Source organism: Brevibacillus jepli, assembly GCF_047229145.1.
Taxonomy (GTDB): Bacteria; Bacillota; Bacilli; order Brevibacillales; family Brevibacillaceae; genus Brevibacillus.
The window spans coordinates 1-17821 of sequence record NZ_JBFEFW010000052.1; the positions used below are offsets into that span (position 1 = coordinate 1).

The following is a 17821-nucleotide window of genomic DNA, read 5'->3' on the forward strand; positions in this document are numbered from 1 at the left end:
AGTTTGTTACTGGTTCAAAGCTGGCAAATCATTTAATGATAGACTCATTAACGCTTTCGCTGTTCAGTTTTCAAAGAACATATCTTTCTTTTCTTTCGTCGTTAGCGCTTGTGGCGCCGACCTTTTAAACTATATCAGGTCTTCTTTTGAAAATCAAGAGGTTTTTTTAGAAGTTCGAAGTTTTTTTCATTCTCTCTAAAATTCCCTTCAAAAGCGACAAGAGTTATCATACCAAGCCGGAAACAAAAACGCAAGCATTATTACCTAGAATTTTATCCCACCTCCAGTTCATCCATAGCAGACGGGAGTTCTTTCATAGAATGGATGACGATTCGCGGCATCATGAGCTCCGGAACTTCTGATAATAAAGGGTTCTTACACTCCCGCTTCCACTTCTCCAAGCATAACAAGCGCACTCTGTGATCATGTGCACGCATCAGCGGTTCGATCCCTAATAGTTCCTCTGGCAATTTTCTTTCTATTAGAACAGAGGTTGCATGACTTCGGTTAGCGAGTTGAACGTCATGATCCAAGCGATCACCGACATGAGCGATTACTTCTCCGGGCAATTTTTGAAGAATAACTGGGTCAGGCTTGCCCGTACCTGCCCGTTCCGGCGTCACAATCTCATCAAAGCACTCCAGCAAGCCCAATGCCTCCATGACGGGTGCCTGGAACTTGTAAAAACCATTCGTGACTACTGCCAACGAATAGCCCCGCTCCCTTAATTCACTGAGCACCTGGAGTATTCCGTCCTCGAGCAAATGCACCTTGGGTATTACAGAGTGTTTTCGAACCAGCGATTCAATCTCAATCATTTTCTCTACGCACAGCGCATCACATCTACTAGAAAGGATTCCATCCCAATCATACGCTTTTACATAACGTTCTTGTGCCATGAGCCGTTCATGCTCGGCTACCATCTCTGAAATAATGTCATGCTCTCTCCCCAGCCGCCCGGAGATTATACGCGCAATCTCCGGGAATACCCACGCTCCAAACGGGTTTTGCATCAACGTTCCATCCAAATCAAAGCTTATCCAGCGCTTACTCATTTTATCGCCCCCGACGTAAGTCCTTCGATAAATTGCTTGGAAGCAAACAAAAAAGCAATGATCATCGGCAAAGATGAGATCGTGAGACTAGCAAACAGCATATTCCACTCCGTGTCGTACTCACCAAACAGTGTAAGCACCCCTAAAGGAATGGTGCTCAATTCTTCGCTCTTCAAAAAAATCAGCGGGTAAAAGAAGTCATTCCACACCCCGATCAGATGAACAATTCCTACTGTCGCCAATGCAGGCTTCATCAATGGCAAAATGATTTTGTAATACACCTGAAAACCATTGCAGCCGTCTAGCCTCGCTGATTGATCCAGCTCTGTAGGCAAGGTTCGAAAAAAGCCGTAGAACACAAACACTGCAAACGGGATTCCTCCTGCTACATACAAAATCACCAAAGATGTCAGCGTATCCAAGAGCTGGAGCTGCAGCATGATCATGTACAAGGGCAAAATCGCCAGCTTCATCGGCAGCATTAAGCCGAGCATAAAGAAGAAGAGAACATACGAATTCCAGCGAAAAGAATACCGAGAAAGATAAAAAGCGGCCAACGATGAAATGAACAGAATAAAAAAGACAGACAAACCACTCACGTAGATACTGTTCCATATATACGCTTCGAAGTTAACCTTCTCCCATACATCTATATAGTTATCCAGAGAAAAGGAGCTTGGCAGACCGAGCGGAGAAGTGAGGATATCCAAATTGCTTTTGAGTGACGATACAATCATCAGGAAAATCGGATAAAGCGCCAAAAAGGCAAAAAACAGGAGCACGATATACTTGGCATACTGACCGATTCGCGCCGTCATGTTTTCCCTCCTACTGTTCGTATTCCTTGCGTTTGAAGAAAAAGAGCAGGACAGCCGTCGCACTGGATATCATCAGAAAAAGCACTACAGCCAGCGCCGAGCCGAGTCCAATCGACTCTCCCCCAGCCACAGAACCAAAAGCAAGACGATAAAAATAAGTAGCCAATACATCGGTTGAAAAATAAGGTCCAGCCTGAGAGCCCTGCATCGCAAAGATCAACTCAAACGCCTCGAACGCTCCAATAAAGCTAAGAATCGTCATTACCATAATCGAAGGCATCGCCAGAGGTACGGTCATCCGCCATAGCATCGTAAGGCCAGAAGCACCGTCGATTTTTGCCGCATCGTATATTTCAGACGGGATTGCTTGCAGGCCAGCAAGAAAAATGAGAACAGCAAACCCGAGCCCATACCAGCTGTTGACCAAAATGATCGTATATAGGGCAGTATCCGGACTCCCCAGCCACGGTCGCGCCCATTCTTCCAGACCGATGAACTTGAGAAAGGTGTTCAACGCTCCGTAGGTAGGATTCAAAATCAAACTGAACAAAAATCCGACGACGATTACGGATAAGAGCTTTGGCATGAAGATGACCATCTTGAAAAACTCTTTTCCACGGATCTTGCTATGAATGAGTAACGCCAGAAAAAAAGCGACAGCCAGCTTGGAAATCATCATTCCCACAAAGAAGATCACATTGTGGCCGAGTCCACGAAAAAACGTTTCCTTAAAAGGCGACTCCGTAAACAGGCGTACGAAATTTTCCAGGCCAATGAACGCACCGCGTTGCAGACCGTTCCACGCAAAAAAACTGTTTAAGAACGCAGACAATATCGGATAGACTTGGAACCACACATAAAATAACAGCGCCGGAAGTAAAAACAGATGCACCAGATGCTTCTTCCAGTTGTATGGTCGGGCTTTAGCAGTCTCCGATTTTACGACTGTCGCTTTTTCCAATGCAGGCATGGTTATGGAGCTCCTCCTCTACATGCGGGTACAGCCAAGGAAACAGGCTGTACCCTGCCTTGTTATTCCCAGCATTACTTCTTTGGTTTGAACCATTTATCGGCTGACGCCTGTGTATCCTCTGCGACCTTCTCAACATTGATTTGATTGATGTACAAGCCCTGCATGGCGTCTTCAAAGGTTGTTTTTGTCGTCGGTGTTCCTTCGCCAAAATGAACGAGCATCAAGTAAGGAGCCATGCTTTTCTCGCTGAGCTGGGTCATTTTCTGTACCAATGGATGCTTGGGAGTCACACCGGAGATCGCACTCAAACGATCCAAATCGTCGCTAAACATCTGCCCAAACTCTTTGGAAGCCAAAAACGCGATGAAGGTTTTGGCCTCTTCCGGATGCTTGGTTGATTTAGCAATGCCGTAAGAACCGTCGACCCAGTTGATCATCGGTGTTTCGCCGCCCTTTTCCTTCGCCAAGCCTGGCAAAATGTCGATCGGCAGGTCAGGGCTCTGCTTCCGAAAGGTTTCCAGGCGATAGCTGCCATTGATGTACATTGCGGCTTTTCCGGTGTAAAACAGCGCTTGCGCATCCTTATCGTCAATCGCCACAAAGTCAGGCGGGAAGAATTGGGCCAGCTCCTGCATGCGCTTAATCGATTCTTTGAAGGCTTCATCTGTAAATTTGACTTCGCCCTTGAGCAGTTTATCTACATAATCATTGCTTCCATATGCGCTCGGACCAATTACGCTATGAGTCATAGACAACAGGTAAGCGGCTTTTCCGGCCTGCGCGATGGGTATGATGTCCTTTTTCTGCAATTCTTGCGAGACCTGTAAGAGCTCATCCCATGTCGTAGGCGGCTGCAAGCCGTTAACTTCGAACAGCTTTTTATTATAGAAAATAACTGCTGAATTGATGGAAAGCGGCACTCCGTATATCTTCTGATCACTTCCTTTTGCTGCATCCAAATAAGATTGAGAAATGTCCTTCACTCCGGCAATATCATCGAGAGGCAGCAAGTAACCTGCATCTGCGATAGAGGTTGTTCCGGAATAGGGCCTGAGCTGCACAATGTCCACACCAGTTCCTGCTGTCAATGAATTGTTCAGAATCGTATTGTACTCGGTTGATTTCACTGACTTGAACTTCACCTTGATAGTGGGATGCTTCTTCTCAAACTCCGCAATGAACTTGGCATAAGCTTCCTTGTCCTCCGTACGCCAGCTGTACATGACCAATTCCACCGGCTCCCCTTTTGCCGGCTCTGCTGCTGGTGTGCCTGTCTGCCCTCCTGAAGCAGGTGCAGAACCATTTCCACTACATGCAGCCATAACGAGTACGAGCAGCACACTGATAAACCAAACCCCAACACGCCTCATCGCAAAATCTCCTCCATGTAAGATTTTTGCTGTGTGTCTCTATGCTAGCAGCTCTATGTAGTAATATTTTATAATCGAAAACCCATTTAAGAAACAAATTTTCTTCAAAAAATTCAAAATTTTAAAATTATATAAGTGCACACAAAAAAAGAGACAGACGTATTGTCTGCCTCTCTTCCAAGAAAACGGCGAGCCGCTTTCTTACATCATGCCCATACCGCCCATGCCACCCATATCTGGCATGCCCATAGGAGCTTTGTTTTCTTCTGGTTTGTCAGCAATTACTGCTTCTGTAGTCAGGAACATAGCCGCTACAGATGCAGCGTTGGACAGTGCGGAGCGAGTAACCTTCGCCGCGTCAACGATACCAGCTTCGAGCATGTTTACATACTCTTCAGTTGCAGCGTTGAAGCCAATGCCAACTGCTTCTTTTTTCAGACGCTCAACGATTACAGAACCTTCGAGTCCTGCGTTCGCAGCGATTTGACGAACTGGCTCTTCCAGGGAACGGAGTACGATTTGTACACCTACAGCCTCTTCGCCACCTACATTGATCGCTTCAACCGCTTTTATTGCGTTGATCAAAGTAGTACCACCACCAGGTACGATACCTTCTTCTACTGCTGCGCGAGTAGAGTTCAGAGCGTCCTCGATGCGGAGTTTTTTCTCTTTCAGTTCGGTTTCAGTAGCTGCACCGACTTTGATTACTGCTACGCCGCCAGCCAGTTTAGCCAGACGCTCTTGCAGTTTTTCGCGATCGAAATCGGAAGTAGTATCTTCGATTTGTTGACGGATTTGAGCTACGCGGCTCTCGATGGAAGCTTTGTCGCCAGCACCTTCAACAACCGTTGTGTTTTCTTTTGTAACCACGATTTTGCCAGCGCGGCCCAGTTGCTCCAGCTTCGTGGATTTCAGGTCCAGACCCAGCTCTTCTGTGATTACTTCGCCACCAGTCAGAGCAGCGATGTCTTGCAGCATAGCTTTGCGGCGATCACCGAAGCCAGGAGCTTTAACCGCTACAGCTGTGAAGGTACCACGCAGTTTGTTCACTACGAGAGTAGCGAGCGCTTCGCCTTCAACATCTTCAGCGATGATCAGGAGTGGTTTGCCGCTTTGTACTACTTGCTCGAGTACAGGCAGAACTTCCTGGATGTTGGAGATTTTCTTGTCAGTGATCAGGATGTAAGGGTTGTTCAGAACCGCTTCCATCTTGTCAGTGTCAGTGATCATGTAAGGGGAAGCGTAGCCACGGTCAAATTGCATACCTTCTACTACTTCCAGCTCTGTTACGAATCCTTTGGATTCTTCAACAGTGATTACACCATCTTTGCCCACTTTTTCCATTGCTTCAGCGATCAGGTTACCTACTTCTGGATCGTCAGCGGAAATAGCAGCTACTTGCGCGATAGAGGATTTGTTCTCAACCGGCTTCGCGATGGATTTGATTTCTTCAACAGCTGCACGAACTGCTTTTTCCATACCGCGACGGATAACCATCGGGTTAGCACCAGCAGTTACGTTTTTCAGACCTTCACGGATCATAGCTGCAGCAAGTACAGTTGCAGTCGTTGTACCGTCACCAGCGATATCGTTGGTTTTCGTAGCAACTTCTTTAACCAGTTGCGCACCCATGTTTTCGTAAGCGTCTTCCAGCTCGATTTCTTTTGCGATCGTTACGCCGTCGTTTGTGATCAACGGGGAACCGAATTTTTTCTCAAGAACCACGTTACGGCCTTTTGGACCGAGGGTTACTTTAACCGCATTTGCCAAAGTTTCAACACCGCGGAGCATGGAGCGGCGAGCGTCTTCAGAGAATTTGACTTGTTTTGCCATCTAAACTCTACCTCCTGTTATGTGTTTATTCGTTCGACTTCCTATGTTAAGAGCCTTAACCGATGATCGCGAGGATATCGGATTCGCGCAGCACGAGGTATTCCTTGTTGTCTACCTTTACTTCAGTACCAGCGTATTTGGAGAAGATTACTTTATCGCCGTCTTTTACTTCCAAAGCGATGCGCTCGCCGTTGTCAGCAACACGACCAGAACCTACTGCGACTACGCGGCCTTCTTGCGGTTTTTCCTTTGCAGAATCAGGCAAAACGATACCGCTCGCAGTTGTTTCGTCTTTGGAGATAGCTTCGATTACCACACGGTCACCCAATGGCTTAAGCACTAAAAACACCCTCCTCAAAAAATGTAGGTAAACAAATTTCTGTTGTTAGCACTCGACTGTTATGAGTGCTAACACCCAATTCCTATAATAATGAATCACTATGTACTTTGCAAGTAGTTTCACTCACTTTTTTCCATATGCAACTGCTTGCCTACTCTTTCTACTATCAAATTGCTTTTCCTAGCAAATTGGTTCTAGTATTCGGACTGGCTCTCATATAAATGAGACATCGAATCAGACAAGCTCGCCAAGGAGGGAATTGTTCCATGCACAAATGGCTCTGGATTGGCTTAATTGCCCTGGGAGTCTTGGGAATCAGCCGTTTCTTTACTTCGGATACTACTTCCTTTATACGGGTCAACATTTTCCCAGCCTCCATCTATTGGGATGGCCGAGAAATCATCGCAAGTGAAAAACCTGGGTACTACATGGAGGGAGACAAGGAAATACCAGCTTCTTTAGAATATCAAGGGACACTCTATGTACCTCTGTCCATGATCGGTCGCCACTTCAACAAGCCTATCGGTTGGGATGATGCTTCCCAAACGGCTTGGGTCGGTCAACCTCCTGCCACCGCCATCGGTCAGCCTGAACCTGAGGATACTCCAAAAGAGATGACACCGAATGCCGTCCCTGCCTCTTTGCCTCTTCCACAAAAACCTACAACACCCAAACCACCTGAAACCGCGATTCGAGAGCAAAAGCCTAACACGATATTTGACATAGGTCTCGGCATGTCTTCTGGGGAAGTACACAGGCTCTTAGGTGAGCCTGCCCGTAAAGAGCCCAGCAGCCTCGGCTACCAATGGTGGGTGTACAATCGTGATCCGGCGCGATACATTCAAGTGGGCATCGAAAACGATAAGGTAGTCGATGTGTACTCGCTTGCTCCTACAGCAAAGCTCGGCAACATCGGAGTCGGCACCAGCCAGCAATCACTGGAGCGTCAGATCCCTGTGCAAAGTATTGTATCTTTCTCTTATATGGGGGCACAAATCCAGATTACCAATCAAAAGCAGCAGCGCCCTCTCGTAATGAAAAACGGTACCCCGTTCATTTATTATTTGGACAAGCAAAACGGCAACAAAGTCACCGCAGTACGGATGATTGACACGAAAATGCTGTTACGCGGCAGTTTTTACGAAACGAAATGGACTTATCAGGGTCAGGCACCCAATTTTGATCCCCCACCACTTCGTGTCGGTGAACGAGAGCTGGTCAATGCAGCGTATGAGCGCCAAATACTCGATCTGGTCAACGTCTCCCGCTACCGGTACAAGCTTCCGCCACTGCAGTGGAACGAAAAAGCAGCTGATGTAGCGCGAAATCACAGCATCGACATGGAAGGGAACAATTTCTTCGATCACGTCTCTGCAACTACCGGGAGCAATCCCTTTGACCGCATGAAAGCAGCCTCACTCTCTTATAGCATGGCCGGAGAAAATATTGCAGCAGGCTACACAGATGCCATCGAAGCTCATGAAGGCTGGATGAACAGTCCCGGACATCGCAAAAACGTGCTTGAAAAAGGCTTCACCCAGTTAGGGGTGGGTGTCTATGCAGACTACTTCACACAAACCTTCCTCACTCCCATGAAGTAAACAAAAGCCCGGTCTCGTCGCTTTTTATGGACCACCGGGCCTGTTTTTGCAAGATGAAGCGCGGCTTTATGGCAATTTCACCTGTTCCCTCAAGTGGTCTATTTTTGCTGAAAACTCCATAACGACCGTCTCATACTCCTTCGTATGCAGGATCAGCCACGGGCGACGCTCCCCTTTTTTGGGCATGATGACAAACATCTCGGCAATCATCGCATCGAGATTGGCGGACTTTAGCTTCATCGGCTTTGGAGGGACAAGCGGAATTTTCACAATCATGGCGGAATCCAAGGAAGGATTAAACTCCAAGACGCGACCGCTCACACTCTGTAAAATCTGCTGTGCTTCCTCCTGAAATCCAGCTGTATTTTCAAAGGTAGCCACAACCCGTTGCTTGTCTGTATCGAACAGCTCGATTGGCTCACCCAGCCCTGTCGCAGATGCGGTACTCCCAGAAAAGAGCAACGCCAAACATACAATCAACCACAAATTCGGCACCTCCCGGATCATAACGTCCGTAGTATTTCCCAATTTCTGCTGGAATACCAAAAAAGTCCTCTGCCACTCGGGACAGAAGACTTTTCTCATGTTCGTTATTGAAGGGGTTCATTTGTTTCCAAACTGCCGTATTCCTGTTCCCACGCTTCTTGTTCTTTCAGTTGCTTGCGATAAACAACACGGGACAACCAAATGCTCAGCTCGTACAACAGCAGCAAAGGGATGATCACGAGAATATCGCTGACAATCTCAGGAGGCGTCAAGGTAATCCCCACGACGGCCAGTGCAAAGTAAGCGTAGCGTCGTACCTTTGCCAGCCTCATTGGATTGAGGATGCGCAGTCGCGTCAGGAACATGACGATAATCGGCAGCTGGAACAGAACCCCAAACGGAATGACCATATTAAACATGAAGCCAAAGTATTGCGCGATTCCGTAGTTAGGGTCTGCGCCCATCGACGCTGTAATATTGGTCATGAACTTCATGACCATCGGGAAAACGACGTAGTATCCAAACAGGATGCCCACGATAAACAGAAAACAAGCTGCTGGAATAAAGTAAAGCGTCCCGCGCTTTTCTTGTACTTCCATCCCTGGCGAAACAAAACGCCAAACGTGATAAAGTGCTACAGGCAGTGTAATGACAGCGCCAACCAGAAAGGCAACCTGCATGTAAACACGAAGTGCGTCTGACGGATGCAACGAGACAATCGGTACGCCATCCGCAATCGGTTCTTGCTTTAAATAATCCACGAGTGGACCGGCGAGGACAAAACCGACGATCAATGCGACAATAAATACGGCCAGCACCCATATGATGCGCTTGCGCAGTTCCGTCAGGTGTTCTACCACTGTCATTTCCTGATCCTTCATGGTAACCACCAACCTTACCTGTTACGCGTTCTTCTGTTCTTTTTCCATCTGCGTGCGCTCTAGCTCCAGCTTTTCGCGGATTTCCTTTTCCAAGCGCTCGCGTTCCATTTTTTCACGAACTTCGCGTTCGATTCGCTCCCGCTCTGATGCATCCTTCTCGGAGACAAGCGTTGCTGTTTTGACAGGCGCGTCTTTAGCGGCTAGCTCCTTGCGCTTCTTCTCTTCATCGTCGTCTTCATCGTCGCTTGTCAGGCTACGGGTTGCATTTTTGAATTCTTTCAACGTATGCCCTACCGCACGCCCCAATTCTGGAAGCTTTTTCGGTCCGAAAAGCACCAATGCTAATACTAATATTAAGATTAATCCAGGAATCCCAATTGAGCTCATTTTTGTTCACTCCTTTTTCAGGTGAAGTCGTTTGCTTTTCGTTATTTGCCAGTCTAACCAGCTAGCACTTTCGTAAACCACCATATCCGAGTCTTGTCATGTCGGAAGCCACGATTCGCTCTCCTACAAGAATGCGAGGCAAAAATACATCAAAGGAAGTAAACGATTCATGCATGACCGCGCCCGGCAGTCCGAGAATCGGTATATCGCCTTTGTAGGCCACCATCAGCATGGAGCCCGGCAGCATCGGCGTACCGTAGCGCACTACTTCCGCTCCTACTCCTGCAATCGCCCCTGGTGTACGGTCATCCGGGTCGACAGACATGCCCCCCGTGACCAAAATCAGATCGACCCCTTCGGCAAGGAACGAGTGAATCTGTTGTTCGATGGCTTCTTTGTCATCTGGCGCAAAACGTTGGTCTACGACAGTAGAGCCGAGAGCTTCCACTTTATTGCGAATCACAGGCCCAAACTTGTCTGCAATCCTGCCAGAGAAAACTTCTCCACCTGTCGTAACGAGTCCCACTCTTTTGTCCAGAAACGATTTTACTTGAACAATCGGTTCGTCAAATTGCTTGGCCAACTGCTCCAGCTCGATGATCCGAGACTCTTCCATAATTAACGGAATGATTCTCGTAGCAGCCAATGTATGCCCTGGATGCACGACCTGATCGCCGTACATGGTCGAAAACGCGATACCTTCCAGCTGATTCAACGCATGGACAGCTTCCTCGTTGATCTTGGCCAGACCAGTTCTTGCAGCTTTCATCGAAACCTTGCCCTCATAAGGAGGCGTCAAGGTCAAGCCTTGTCCGGAAACAGCCTTGGCGATTCGAATGCCCGCTTCTTCCTCATGGATGTAGCCTTCAGGCATTTCCAGCACGTAAATATGCTCTTTGCCAATGGACAGCAACGGCTCGATATCTGCCTCGGTGACAACATGTCCTTTTTTAAACAAGCGCCCTTTGAATTCTCCAGGCAAAATTTGCGTCATATCGTGAGGAAGCATCATTCCGATCGCTTCACGCACTGGCACTTCCTTCATCTGAGGTTTTTCTACCAATGCAATCCTCCCCAATCTTCGTTTGCTTCTCCTGTTCCTTGCAAAATGTGCAGGGCATCGGAGAGCATGTCTCCAATCGCATTGAAACAGATTTCTACGCCTTTCGGATTACCAGGGAGGTTCACAATCAGCGAATTCCCCCTTGTTCCTGCAACTGCTCTCGTCAGCATTGCTCTGCGGGATTGCTTCAAACCAGCACGACGCATTTCTTCAGCCAATCCTGGGACAGGTCTGTCTATGACCCATGCGGTCACTTCCGGCGTAACATCACGCGGGCTGAGCCCCGTACCCCCAGTTACAATCAGCAGATCGCATTTTTCGCGGTCTACGAGCTCAATCATAAGTTCTTGCAAATCTTCCATATCATCACTAACGGCACGGTATACAGCGACATCTACATGAAGCCATTCCTTTGTCAGATGACGGATGATTGGAATACGATCATCCACCCGATCTCCTCTGGCAATCGAATCACTTGCAGAAATAACGCCTACCTTCCATTTGCTCACCATACATTCCTCCGGTTTCTCATTCGATAGTATTGTACACTTTTCTGTCAAAAACGTCTCGCCGTTTTTCATAAGAGGACCGCGCTACTCCTGACAGTAGAAGGCATTAGAAACCCGCAGACACAAAACATTCAAAAATGCAGGAAGCCTTTATCGCTCACGACTGCATCTAGCAAAACATCATGAGGCTCTAGCGGCACATACTCCACAACCTGAATCGAGAAGCCCACTCCGACCAAGAACGGGAGCTTTTCAAGCGTTGCCAGAAAGCGGTCATAATAACCGCCGCCATACCCCATTCGACCTCCCTTGCTGTCAAAAGCAACACCTGGAACGATCATAACATCCAAGCGTGACACGTCCACTGTCTCGGCGCGGTCCGGGTCCGGTTCCCAAATCCCGTAGACTCCTTGCTTTAGCATTTGACGTCCTGTGTACCGATAAGGAATGAGCTTTCTTTCTGTCACGTTTGTAAGCGGCAGCCATATTTCTTGGCCTCGCTTCTGGGCCTCATGCATAAACGGCAGGATATCCAATTCATCGCCAAAAGGGTGAAAAGCCATGATCGCTTTGGCAGCAGCAAGTCTTTCATTAGACAGCAGATAATCGCATGCCTGTCTGGAAAGCTGCTCTCGTAACTCGGCAGACATAGACTTGCGCCTCTCCAAAATATGGCTTCGCAGCTGTTTTTTATTCGTTTTTTGGTCCATGACAACCTCTTTCCTCTCCGAAACGTGTAGGGACATTCCCACGAGGCTTGTCCCATGCGCTCTCTCTAGGCTACACTGGCATTAGTATATAAAGAGGTGAATCCGATGATTTTGCTACAAGCTGAACATATAGAAAAAACGTATGGTATCGAAACCATTCTACAAGACATCTCCCTGCAAATTCAAACCGGGGAACGGGTCGGTCTGGTTGGCGTAAACGGTGCAGGCAAATCGACTCTGATGAAGATCCTCGCTGGCGAGTTAAGCTATGACAAAGGAATTATCCGCATTCCAAAGGATGTCACGCTCGGGTATTTGGCACAAAACAGCGGCCTTGAATCGGAACGTTCGATTTGGGATGAGCTGCTCTCCGTATTTTCCCATTTGCAAAAAGAAGAGCTGGAGCTTCGTGAGCTTGAGGCAAAAATGGGCGATCCGGCTATTCTCGCTGATGAGAAGCGTTACCAGCAGCTGTTGGAAAATTACTCTCACCGCTCGGAAGCCTTTAAGGAAAAAGGCGGTTACAGCTACGAGGGAGCAATTCGCGGGGTTTTGCACGGCCTACGCTTTGCGGACTTCGATTACCAGACGCAGATTCGCACATTGAGCGGCGGACAAAAGACTCGTCTGGCACTAGCCAAGCTGCTGCTCCAATCTCCTACCATTCTCCTGCTCGATGAGCCGACGAACTACCTGGATATCGAGACACTGACCTGGCTGGAGACGTATTTGCAAAACTATCAGGGCGCGATTCTCGTTGTCTCTCATGACCGTTACTTCCTGGACAAGCTCGTAACCGTTGTCTATGAAATCGAACGGACACGCGCTACCCGCTATGTCGGTAACTACAGCCGCTTCCTCGATGAGAAGGCCGCTCGTCTCGAACAAGATTTGAAACGATTCGAAAAACAGCAGGAAGAGATCGCCAAGCTGGAGGATTTCATTGCGCGCAACATCGCGAGAGCTACGACGACCAAGCGCGCACAAAGCCGACGCAAGACGTTGGAAAAAATAGATCGCTTGGACAAGCCGATCATGAATAACAAATCCGTCCACTTCTCTTTTGAAGTGGCGAAAATGAGCGGCACGATCGTGATGAAAGCAAACAACGTAGCGATCGGCTACCCTGATGCTGTTCTTTCACAGGGTCTTACTTTTGATATCGAGCGCGAGGAACGTGTGGCATTGGTCGGTCCCAATGGTATCGGGAAATCGACGCTGTTAAAAACGATCGTGGAGCAGCTGCCTAAGCTGCGCGGCGATATTCATTTCGGAAGCAATGTGACCATCGGGTACTATGACCAGGAGCATCGCAACCTGAACGAACGAAATACGGTGCTCGGCGAAATTTGGGATGAGTACCCGAACATGCTGGAAAAGGATGTCCGCACCTTGCTCGGCAACTTCCTGTTTAGCGGTGACGATGTACAAAAGAAGATCAGCGACCTGTCTGGCGGAGAGCGTGCACGTGTCTCCCTGGCAAAGCTCATGCTCAAGCAAGCGAACTTCCTGATCTTCGACGAGCCGACGAACCACTTGGATATTTTCAGCAAGGAAGTGCTGGAGAACGCCCTCTACGATTATCCGGGTACGATTCTGTTCGTCTCCCATGACCGTTACTTCTTAAACAAGATTGCCACCCGTGTACTGGAGCTGACAGGTGATGGCGTAACCAGCTATTTGGGTAACTATGATTACTTCGTGGAGAAAAAGCAGGAACTGGAAGAGCTCGCAACTGAACAAGCAGCGCAGCCTACCAAAAAACAAGGCGGTACCGTAACGGCACAGCCTGAGAAATCCTCTTATGAGCTGGATAAGGAAGCAAAACGTCGCGAACGTCAACGGCAGCGCCGCTTGGAAGAGATCGAGGTTACGATCCAAAAACGCGAAGCTGACATTGTAAAATGGGAAGAAGAGCTGTGCCTCCCGGAAATTTATAGCGATCATGTGCAGGCAAAAGAACGCAATGACCAAATTCATGCAGCCAAAGAAGAGCTGGAGCAGTTGTATGACGAGTGGAGCGCGCTATCAGAAGGGTAATTCTCACTTTTATGTAGAACAGCGCTCCTGTGCAGGCTCCTCCAATGCGGCATAGAGAGCAGGAACCACCAGAAAAGTCATGCAGGTAGCCGCTGTGACGATCCCCGAATCATTGAGGATAAGCCCAGCTAACGCTCCTGCTATGACTCCTGCAAAGCCTTTGACCAAGTAAGGAGTATCCTTCGCGAGATGACGCAGAAAGCGGTCGTTCTTCAAGGTGAGAACGCCTAAGGCAATTAGAGAGACGACAAATGCTTTGCTCCAAATGGAGATGCGAATCAAACGGAGGTTCATCGCCAGCTTTCGTTCGATCATCTGCCCGACCTCGGACCATTCTCCCTGTACAATCTGCTGAGAAATCCGTCCGACATGCGTCAAGGGCTGATCTGACATGAGACTGATCGCCATCAAACCACATACGCCCACAATCAGGCCGCCTGCCAACAGCAGGAGGCCTTTTTTGCCGATTCGCCAGCCCTCAAGCCGTGACAATGCCACAGAAAAACCGATCAGACCAGCTAGAAATCCGCCTGCGTCCGTTCCCAAGCTGGGAGCCACCATGTAGTACAGCACGACACTGTATGTGGCTATGGAGACAGCAGGCAACCATTTATTCTCCCGGTACCATTCTTGTTGTCCCCCTCGCAGCCTCTCGTACAAAGAAGCCACGAGCATGATGGTACTGCCGATCAATACCCCTTCGTATTCATTGCCAAGGCCGTAAAACCTCGCTCCGATTACCGGATCATAGCCAAGATACGATTGCCGCATTAAGCGAGCGCCTGTCCATCCGTCCACCAGCAGAAAAGCTGTGGTCACTCCGCTAACCGTCAGCATAATTCGTGAGAGGGAGTGCGCTTCCTGCCAAAAAGCAGCGATCAAGGCCGCCATGATGAGTCCCCCCAAGACAACCGCACCAGAAGTCTGCCAGTCGAGCAAACTCTCTGCCAAAAGCAATACAGGAAACCACAATAAAGCCAACAGCGCCAGACGTATTCCTCTACGAAGACGCAGGAGGCTGACGCCTTCTCTTTTTCTCCCAAACAACCAAAGAAGGACCGCACATCCTACAGTGACGATCTGCAGCATGACGTACGTGTAGAGAACAGCTGGCCGTGTCGCATACGTATGATGAATTTCACCTACCTGATCCTGAAGAACAGACAGATCGCTACCCTTCTCGAAACGGATGACATGACCAGCCAACCCTTTTGGTGCGGGTACATCCAGCCAAGCCAGAACGGAAGGGACAATATCCAGACCACTGATTAATCCCGATTGCCTCGTGGTAGCCGAGGTCAACAGACCACTCCCTTTGTCACTCCAGATCAGAAGCGGTGATAATAATGCCTTTTCTTTCGTCGCCATATGATTGACTGCTGGCGATGCTAACACAATACGTTGATGTGCTGTACGTTCCTCAAGGAGCTGACTTACGAACAAAGACAAATCGCTCAAAATACGCTCGTATTGCCTCGTAAACTGACCTAGCTCCATATCTGTACTCAACTGGTATAACCGGGACAAGTCAGAGAGCTGTACAGTGATCAGGCCCGCTTGACGATCGTTGCGGATTCGTTCAAGCAGGTAAGCGTAGTTTGTCTTGATCCCGTAAGGATAGCCGCGAACGAGCTGCATGCTTTTTGCAGAAATGTCTCCTGCCGGAACGGTTCCTTCCTGGTCCATCGCAAACAAAGCAGCATGTCTCTGTCGGGTCTCGTCATAATCACCGTTTCCATATAAAGCAACCGGAATGCTGTTCGTGGCAAGCACCGTCCCCAGAAGCCCAATTTGTGCAGAATACGGTTTATCCCGATTATCTGCCAGGAGCCGGAAAATACCCGGAAAAACGATAGATGAACGCGCCACCTCCTTCGACTGATTATTGCCCAGCTCCTGCAACCGCTCACCCGCTGTTTCCCTAGACGACATGGCCTCAAACGGATGATAGCCCGTCCCACTCTTATCCGAGTAAAGCGCCTGGCCTCCACTCCCCATGAGCAAATAGCCGTTTGCAGCAGTGCGCTGTCCCGGTGTTCTGATGGAAAGGGCACCAGCAGCTGCATCATCGAGCCATTTATCCACAGTAGATAACTTTTTGAGCTGCTCCAGATCGTAAAAGGACATCCCCTCTACAAAAAGCATGATGACCTGTTGTTTTTCCTTTGCCATCAATGGATTTCCGATATTTGTAGGAAGAAACAATATCAGGAATGACAAACAAATCAATGCGAGTTTCTTCTTCATGAGTCTCCCTCCTGTTGATAACTCGACTTTTTTATCCACATTTTCCACAGAACAATCCACAGAATACATGCGGTTTTCCCGGTCAATTTCCCGTGTTATCACCAGTATTCACAGGAGTATGTGTGAACAATCAAGAAAGTTATCCTATGTTGTGGATAAAACAAATCAGATGGATGGAAAACAACTGAACCTTTTTGCCTCAGCTAGCGAATATAGGGTTGTAATACGTTCAGGAGGGGCCCCCATGAATGAGAAAGAGTTACTTCCATGGCTTGAAAAAATGCTTACGGGAGACGAAGCAGCTTTTCACGTCGTTTATAAAGCCACCCATACAGATGTGTATCGTACAATCGCTTTTCTCATCTACGACAAACAAGACATCGAAGACATTTTGAACGAGACCTACATTCGTATGTGGCGTTCCTTTCCCACCTATGATCACAGCCGGCCGTTTCGATTTTGGCTACACGGCATTGCCGTTCGCCAGGTACAGGATTGGAAACGGAAGGCTTGGCGAAGAATACGTCTCTTTGAACGAAACCGCATCATGCATGATGAGCAGTTTGATTGGACAGATACCGAAGTGATGAAATCAGAGACACAGCTCGAATTACTTGGAGTGGTTCGGAAGCTTTCGTACAAGTTACGCGTAGTGGTCATTTTGCGCTATTTTCACGATTATGCTTTGGATGAAATCGCCGAATTGCTGCAAATCCCGCTGGGTACCGTGAAATCCAGGCATCATCTGGCACTAAAGGAACTACGCAAGCATTGCGAATTAACGGGAGGAGACTCTTATGTCCATGGACAAACAACTACGTGATGAGCTTCTTCAACATGCTGAATCGTTGAAACCCCCACCCGAGATCGAGAGTCGTGTATACCTCTCCTTTCAAAATGATTTCGGACAAAAGAAAGGGAGATTATCGATGAAAAAACGTTTAGTAAGCGGAATCGTAGCAGTGGCTATCCTGATCCCAACGGCGGCTCTGGCTACACCTTATTTGGCTGATCAAATTTTCGGTTCACCTGAAGCGATTAAGCAGCATGGGGGAAGCCAAGAAGATTATCAGGAGATTGAGGGCTTCTTGCAGGAAGCAAAAGGAAAGCTGACGGAAGCGGAATTCGAGGAGTTTTCTGCGATTATGAAACAAATCGTAGATATGAAGATGAAGGTTACGGATACAAATGGGGTCGTACATGAAAATCAGTTTAGTGCGGAGGAATTGAAGCAGTTTAAAGAGTTAGGAGAAAAGGCGGCACCTTATTTCGCGAAAGTGAAGGGTGGCAAGTAAAGCATGAATTTGAGGGACTTTCCATCTTGGATAGTCCCTCGATTATTTGGCTTGTTCTTATATGTTGGGAAAAGCCGCGTAAGAAGAAGCGCATTTCCAGTCCAAGCGCCTCTGGAGCCCGACCCAGCGTAGGAATAAATGGCGGGGAATTTCAGCTTCACTGATATGAACGAGGACTGTCAATAGCATGACGGCCCCGTTTTTTCTTTATTC

General features: G+C 48.2%; 17 protein-coding genes. 4 read left to right on the top strand and 13 right to left on the bottom strand.

The features are described from left to right. Positions 1 to 272: 272 nt before the first annotated feature. The 6 genes from AB1L17_RS30210 to groES all read right to left on the bottom strand — a co-directional run bounded on the left by AB1L17_RS30210 (position 273) and on the right by groES (position 6389). Positions 273 to 1055: an HAD family hydrolase gene (locus AB1L17_RS30210; protein ID WP_412848651.1), complete on the bottom strand. Its 783-nt coding sequence runs from the start codon at positions 1053 to 1055 to the stop codon at positions 273 to 275. After that, positions 1052 to 1873 (bottom strand): carbohydrate ABC transporter permease, encoded by an 822-nt coding sequence (locus tag AB1L17_RS30215; RefSeq protein ID WP_412848650.1) that lies wholly within the window; start codon positions 1871 to 1873, stop codon positions 1052 to 1054. Before AB1L17_RS30215 ends, AB1L17_RS30210 begins: the two co-directional genes overlap by 4 nt. A 10-nt stretch (positions 1874 to 1883) precedes the next feature. Further along, positions 1884 to 2843: a carbohydrate ABC transporter permease gene (locus AB1L17_RS30220; protein WP_412848649.1), complete on the bottom strand. Its 960-nt coding sequence runs from the start codon at positions 2841 to 2843 to the stop codon at positions 1884 to 1886. 74 nt (positions 2844 to 2917) lie between these two features. Further along, positions 2918 to 4216 carry an ABC transporter substrate-binding protein gene (locus tag AB1L17_RS30225; protein ID WP_412848648.1) on the bottom strand — a complete coding sequence of 433 codons (1299 nt, stop codon included), beginning with the start codon at positions 4214 to 4216 and terminating at the stop codon, positions 2918 to 2920. 201 nt (positions 4217 to 4417) lie between these two features. Further along, positions 4418 to 6049, bottom strand: a complete 1632-nt coding sequence (gene groL, locus AB1L17_RS30230; RefSeq protein ID WP_142498454.1) for a chaperonin GroEL — start codon at positions 6047 to 6049, stop codon at positions 4418 to 4420. Positions 6050 to 6104: 55 nt separating this feature from the next. Beyond that, positions 6105 to 6389, bottom strand: a complete 285-nt coding sequence (gene groES, locus AB1L17_RS30235; RefSeq protein WP_412848647.1) for a co-chaperone GroES — start codon at positions 6387 to 6389, stop codon at positions 6105 to 6107. 266 nt (positions 6390 to 6655) lie between these two features. On the opposite strand from groES, the gene AB1L17_RS30240 reads away from it, so the two are divergent. Further along, positions 6656 to 7990: a CAP-associated domain-containing protein gene (locus tag AB1L17_RS30240; protein ID WP_412848646.1), complete on the top strand. Its 1335-nt coding sequence runs from the start codon at positions 6656 to 6658 to the stop codon at positions 7988 to 7990. A gap of 66 nt (positions 7991 to 8056) precedes the next feature. Here the strand turns inward: AB1L17_RS30240 and AB1L17_RS30245 are convergent, their stop codons facing one another. From AB1L17_RS30245 to AB1L17_RS30270, 6 genes are all read right to left on the bottom strand, one after another. Then, on the bottom strand, positions 8057 to 8476 hold the full coding sequence (locus tag AB1L17_RS30245; protein ID WP_412848900.1) for a hypothetical protein: 420 nt from the start codon (positions 8474 to 8476) through the stop codon (positions 8057 to 8059). A gap of 104 nt (positions 8477 to 8580) precedes the next feature. Further along, on the bottom strand, positions 8581 to 9357 hold the full coding sequence (gene tatC, locus AB1L17_RS30250) for a twin-arginine translocase subunit TatC (RefSeq protein ID WP_412848645.1): 777 nt from the start codon (positions 9355 to 9357) through the stop codon (positions 8581 to 8583). 21 nt (positions 9358 to 9378) lie between these two features. Further along, positions 9379 to 9744, bottom strand: coding sequence for a twin-arginine translocase TatA/TatE family subunit (gene tatA, locus AB1L17_RS30255; protein WP_412848644.1), 366 nt, complete (start codon positions 9742 to 9744; stop codon positions 9379 to 9381). 61 nt (positions 9745 to 9805) lie between these two features. Continuing rightward, positions 9806 to 10807: a molybdopterin-binding protein gene (locus AB1L17_RS30260; protein WP_412848643.1), complete on the bottom strand. Its 1002-nt coding sequence runs from the start codon at positions 10805 to 10807 to the stop codon at positions 9806 to 9808. Further along, positions 10801 to 11316, bottom strand: a complete 516-nt coding sequence (locus tag AB1L17_RS30265; protein ID WP_412848642.1) for a MogA/MoaB family molybdenum cofactor biosynthesis protein — start codon at positions 11314 to 11316, stop codon at positions 10801 to 10803. The genes AB1L17_RS30260 and AB1L17_RS30265 overlap by 7 nt, the downstream gene beginning before the upstream one ends. A 131-nt stretch (positions 11317 to 11447) precedes the next feature. Further along, positions 11448 to 12026, bottom strand: coding sequence for a 5-formyltetrahydrofolate cyclo-ligase (locus tag AB1L17_RS30270; RefSeq protein ID WP_412848641.1), 579 nt, complete (start codon positions 12024 to 12026; stop codon positions 11448 to 11450). Between the two features lie 105 nt (positions 12027 to 12131). Between AB1L17_RS30270 and AB1L17_RS30275 the strand changes: the two genes are divergently transcribed. Then, a complete protein-coding gene (locus AB1L17_RS30275; protein WP_412848640.1) occupies positions 12132 to 14066 on the top strand; it encodes an ABC-F family ATP-binding cassette domain-containing protein in 1935 nt (644 codons plus the stop codon). 9 nt (positions 14067 to 14075) lie between these two features. Here the strand turns inward: AB1L17_RS30275 and AB1L17_RS30280 are convergent, their stop codons facing one another. Beyond that, positions 14076 to 16313, bottom strand: coding sequence for a hypothetical protein (locus AB1L17_RS30280; protein ID WP_412848639.1), 2238 nt, complete (start codon positions 16311 to 16313; stop codon positions 14076 to 14078). Between the two features lie 244 nt (positions 16314 to 16557). Here AB1L17_RS30280 and AB1L17_RS30285 point away from each other — a divergent pair, with 244 nt between their 5' ends. Then, positions 16558 to 17136, top strand: coding sequence for a sigma-70 family RNA polymerase sigma factor (locus AB1L17_RS30285; RefSeq protein WP_412848638.1), 579 nt, complete (start codon positions 16558 to 16560; stop codon positions 17134 to 17136). Continuing rightward, positions 17117 to 17608 (top strand): DUF3600 domain-containing protein, encoded by a 492-nt coding sequence (locus AB1L17_RS30290; protein WP_412848901.1) that lies wholly within the window; start codon positions 17117 to 17119, stop codon positions 17606 to 17608. The genes AB1L17_RS30285 and AB1L17_RS30290 overlap by 20 nt, the downstream gene beginning before the upstream one ends. The last annotated feature ends 213 nt before the right edge of the window (positions 17609 to 17821 follow it).

Coding starts and splice junctions, on each gene's coding strand:
- AB1L17_RS30270 (WP_412848641.1), bottom strand. CDS start 12,026: ATGGACCAAAAAACGAATAAAAAACAGCTGCGAAGCCATATTTTGGAG.
- tatC (WP_412848645.1), bottom strand. CDS start 9,357: ATGAAGGATCAGGAAATGACAGTGGTAGAACACCTGACGGAACTGCGC.
- AB1L17_RS30220 (WP_412848649.1), bottom strand. CDS start 2,843: ATGCCTGCATTGGAAAAAGCGACAGTCGTAAAATCGGAGACTGCTAAA.
- AB1L17_RS30240 (WP_412848646.1), top strand. CDS start 6,656: ATGCACAAATGGCTCTGGATTGGCTTAATTGCCCTGGGAGTCTTGGGA.
- tatA (WP_412848644.1), bottom strand. CDS start 9,744: ATGAGCTCAATTGGGATTCCTGGATTAATCTTAATATTAGTATTAGCA.
- AB1L17_RS30280 (WP_412848639.1), bottom strand. CDS start 16,313: ATGAAGAAGAAACTCGCATTGATTTGTTTGTCATTCCTGATATTGTTT.
- AB1L17_RS30225 (WP_412848648.1), bottom strand. CDS start 4,216: ATGAGGCGTGTTGGGGTTTGGTTTATCAGTGTGCTGCTCGTACTCGTT.
- AB1L17_RS30290 (WP_412848901.1), top strand. CDS start 17,117: ATGGACAAACAACTACGTGATGAGCTTCTTCAACATGCTGAATCGTTG.
- AB1L17_RS30210 (WP_412848651.1), bottom strand. CDS start 1,055: ATGAGTAAGCGCTGGATAAGCTTTGATTTGGATGGAACGTTGATGCAA.
- groL (WP_142498454.1), bottom strand. CDS start 6,049: ATGGCAAAACAAGTCAAATTCTCTGAAGACGCTCGCCGCTCCATGCTC.
- AB1L17_RS30275 (WP_412848640.1), top strand. CDS start 12,132: ATGATTTTGCTACAAGCTGAACATATAGAAAAAACGTATGGTATCGAA.
- AB1L17_RS30215 (WP_412848650.1), bottom strand. CDS start 1,873: ATGACGGCGCGAATCGGTCAGTATGCCAAGTATATCGTGCTCCTGTTT.
- AB1L17_RS30285 (WP_412848638.1), top strand. CDS start 16,558: ATGAATGAGAAAGAGTTACTTCCATGGCTTGAAAAAATGCTTACGGGA.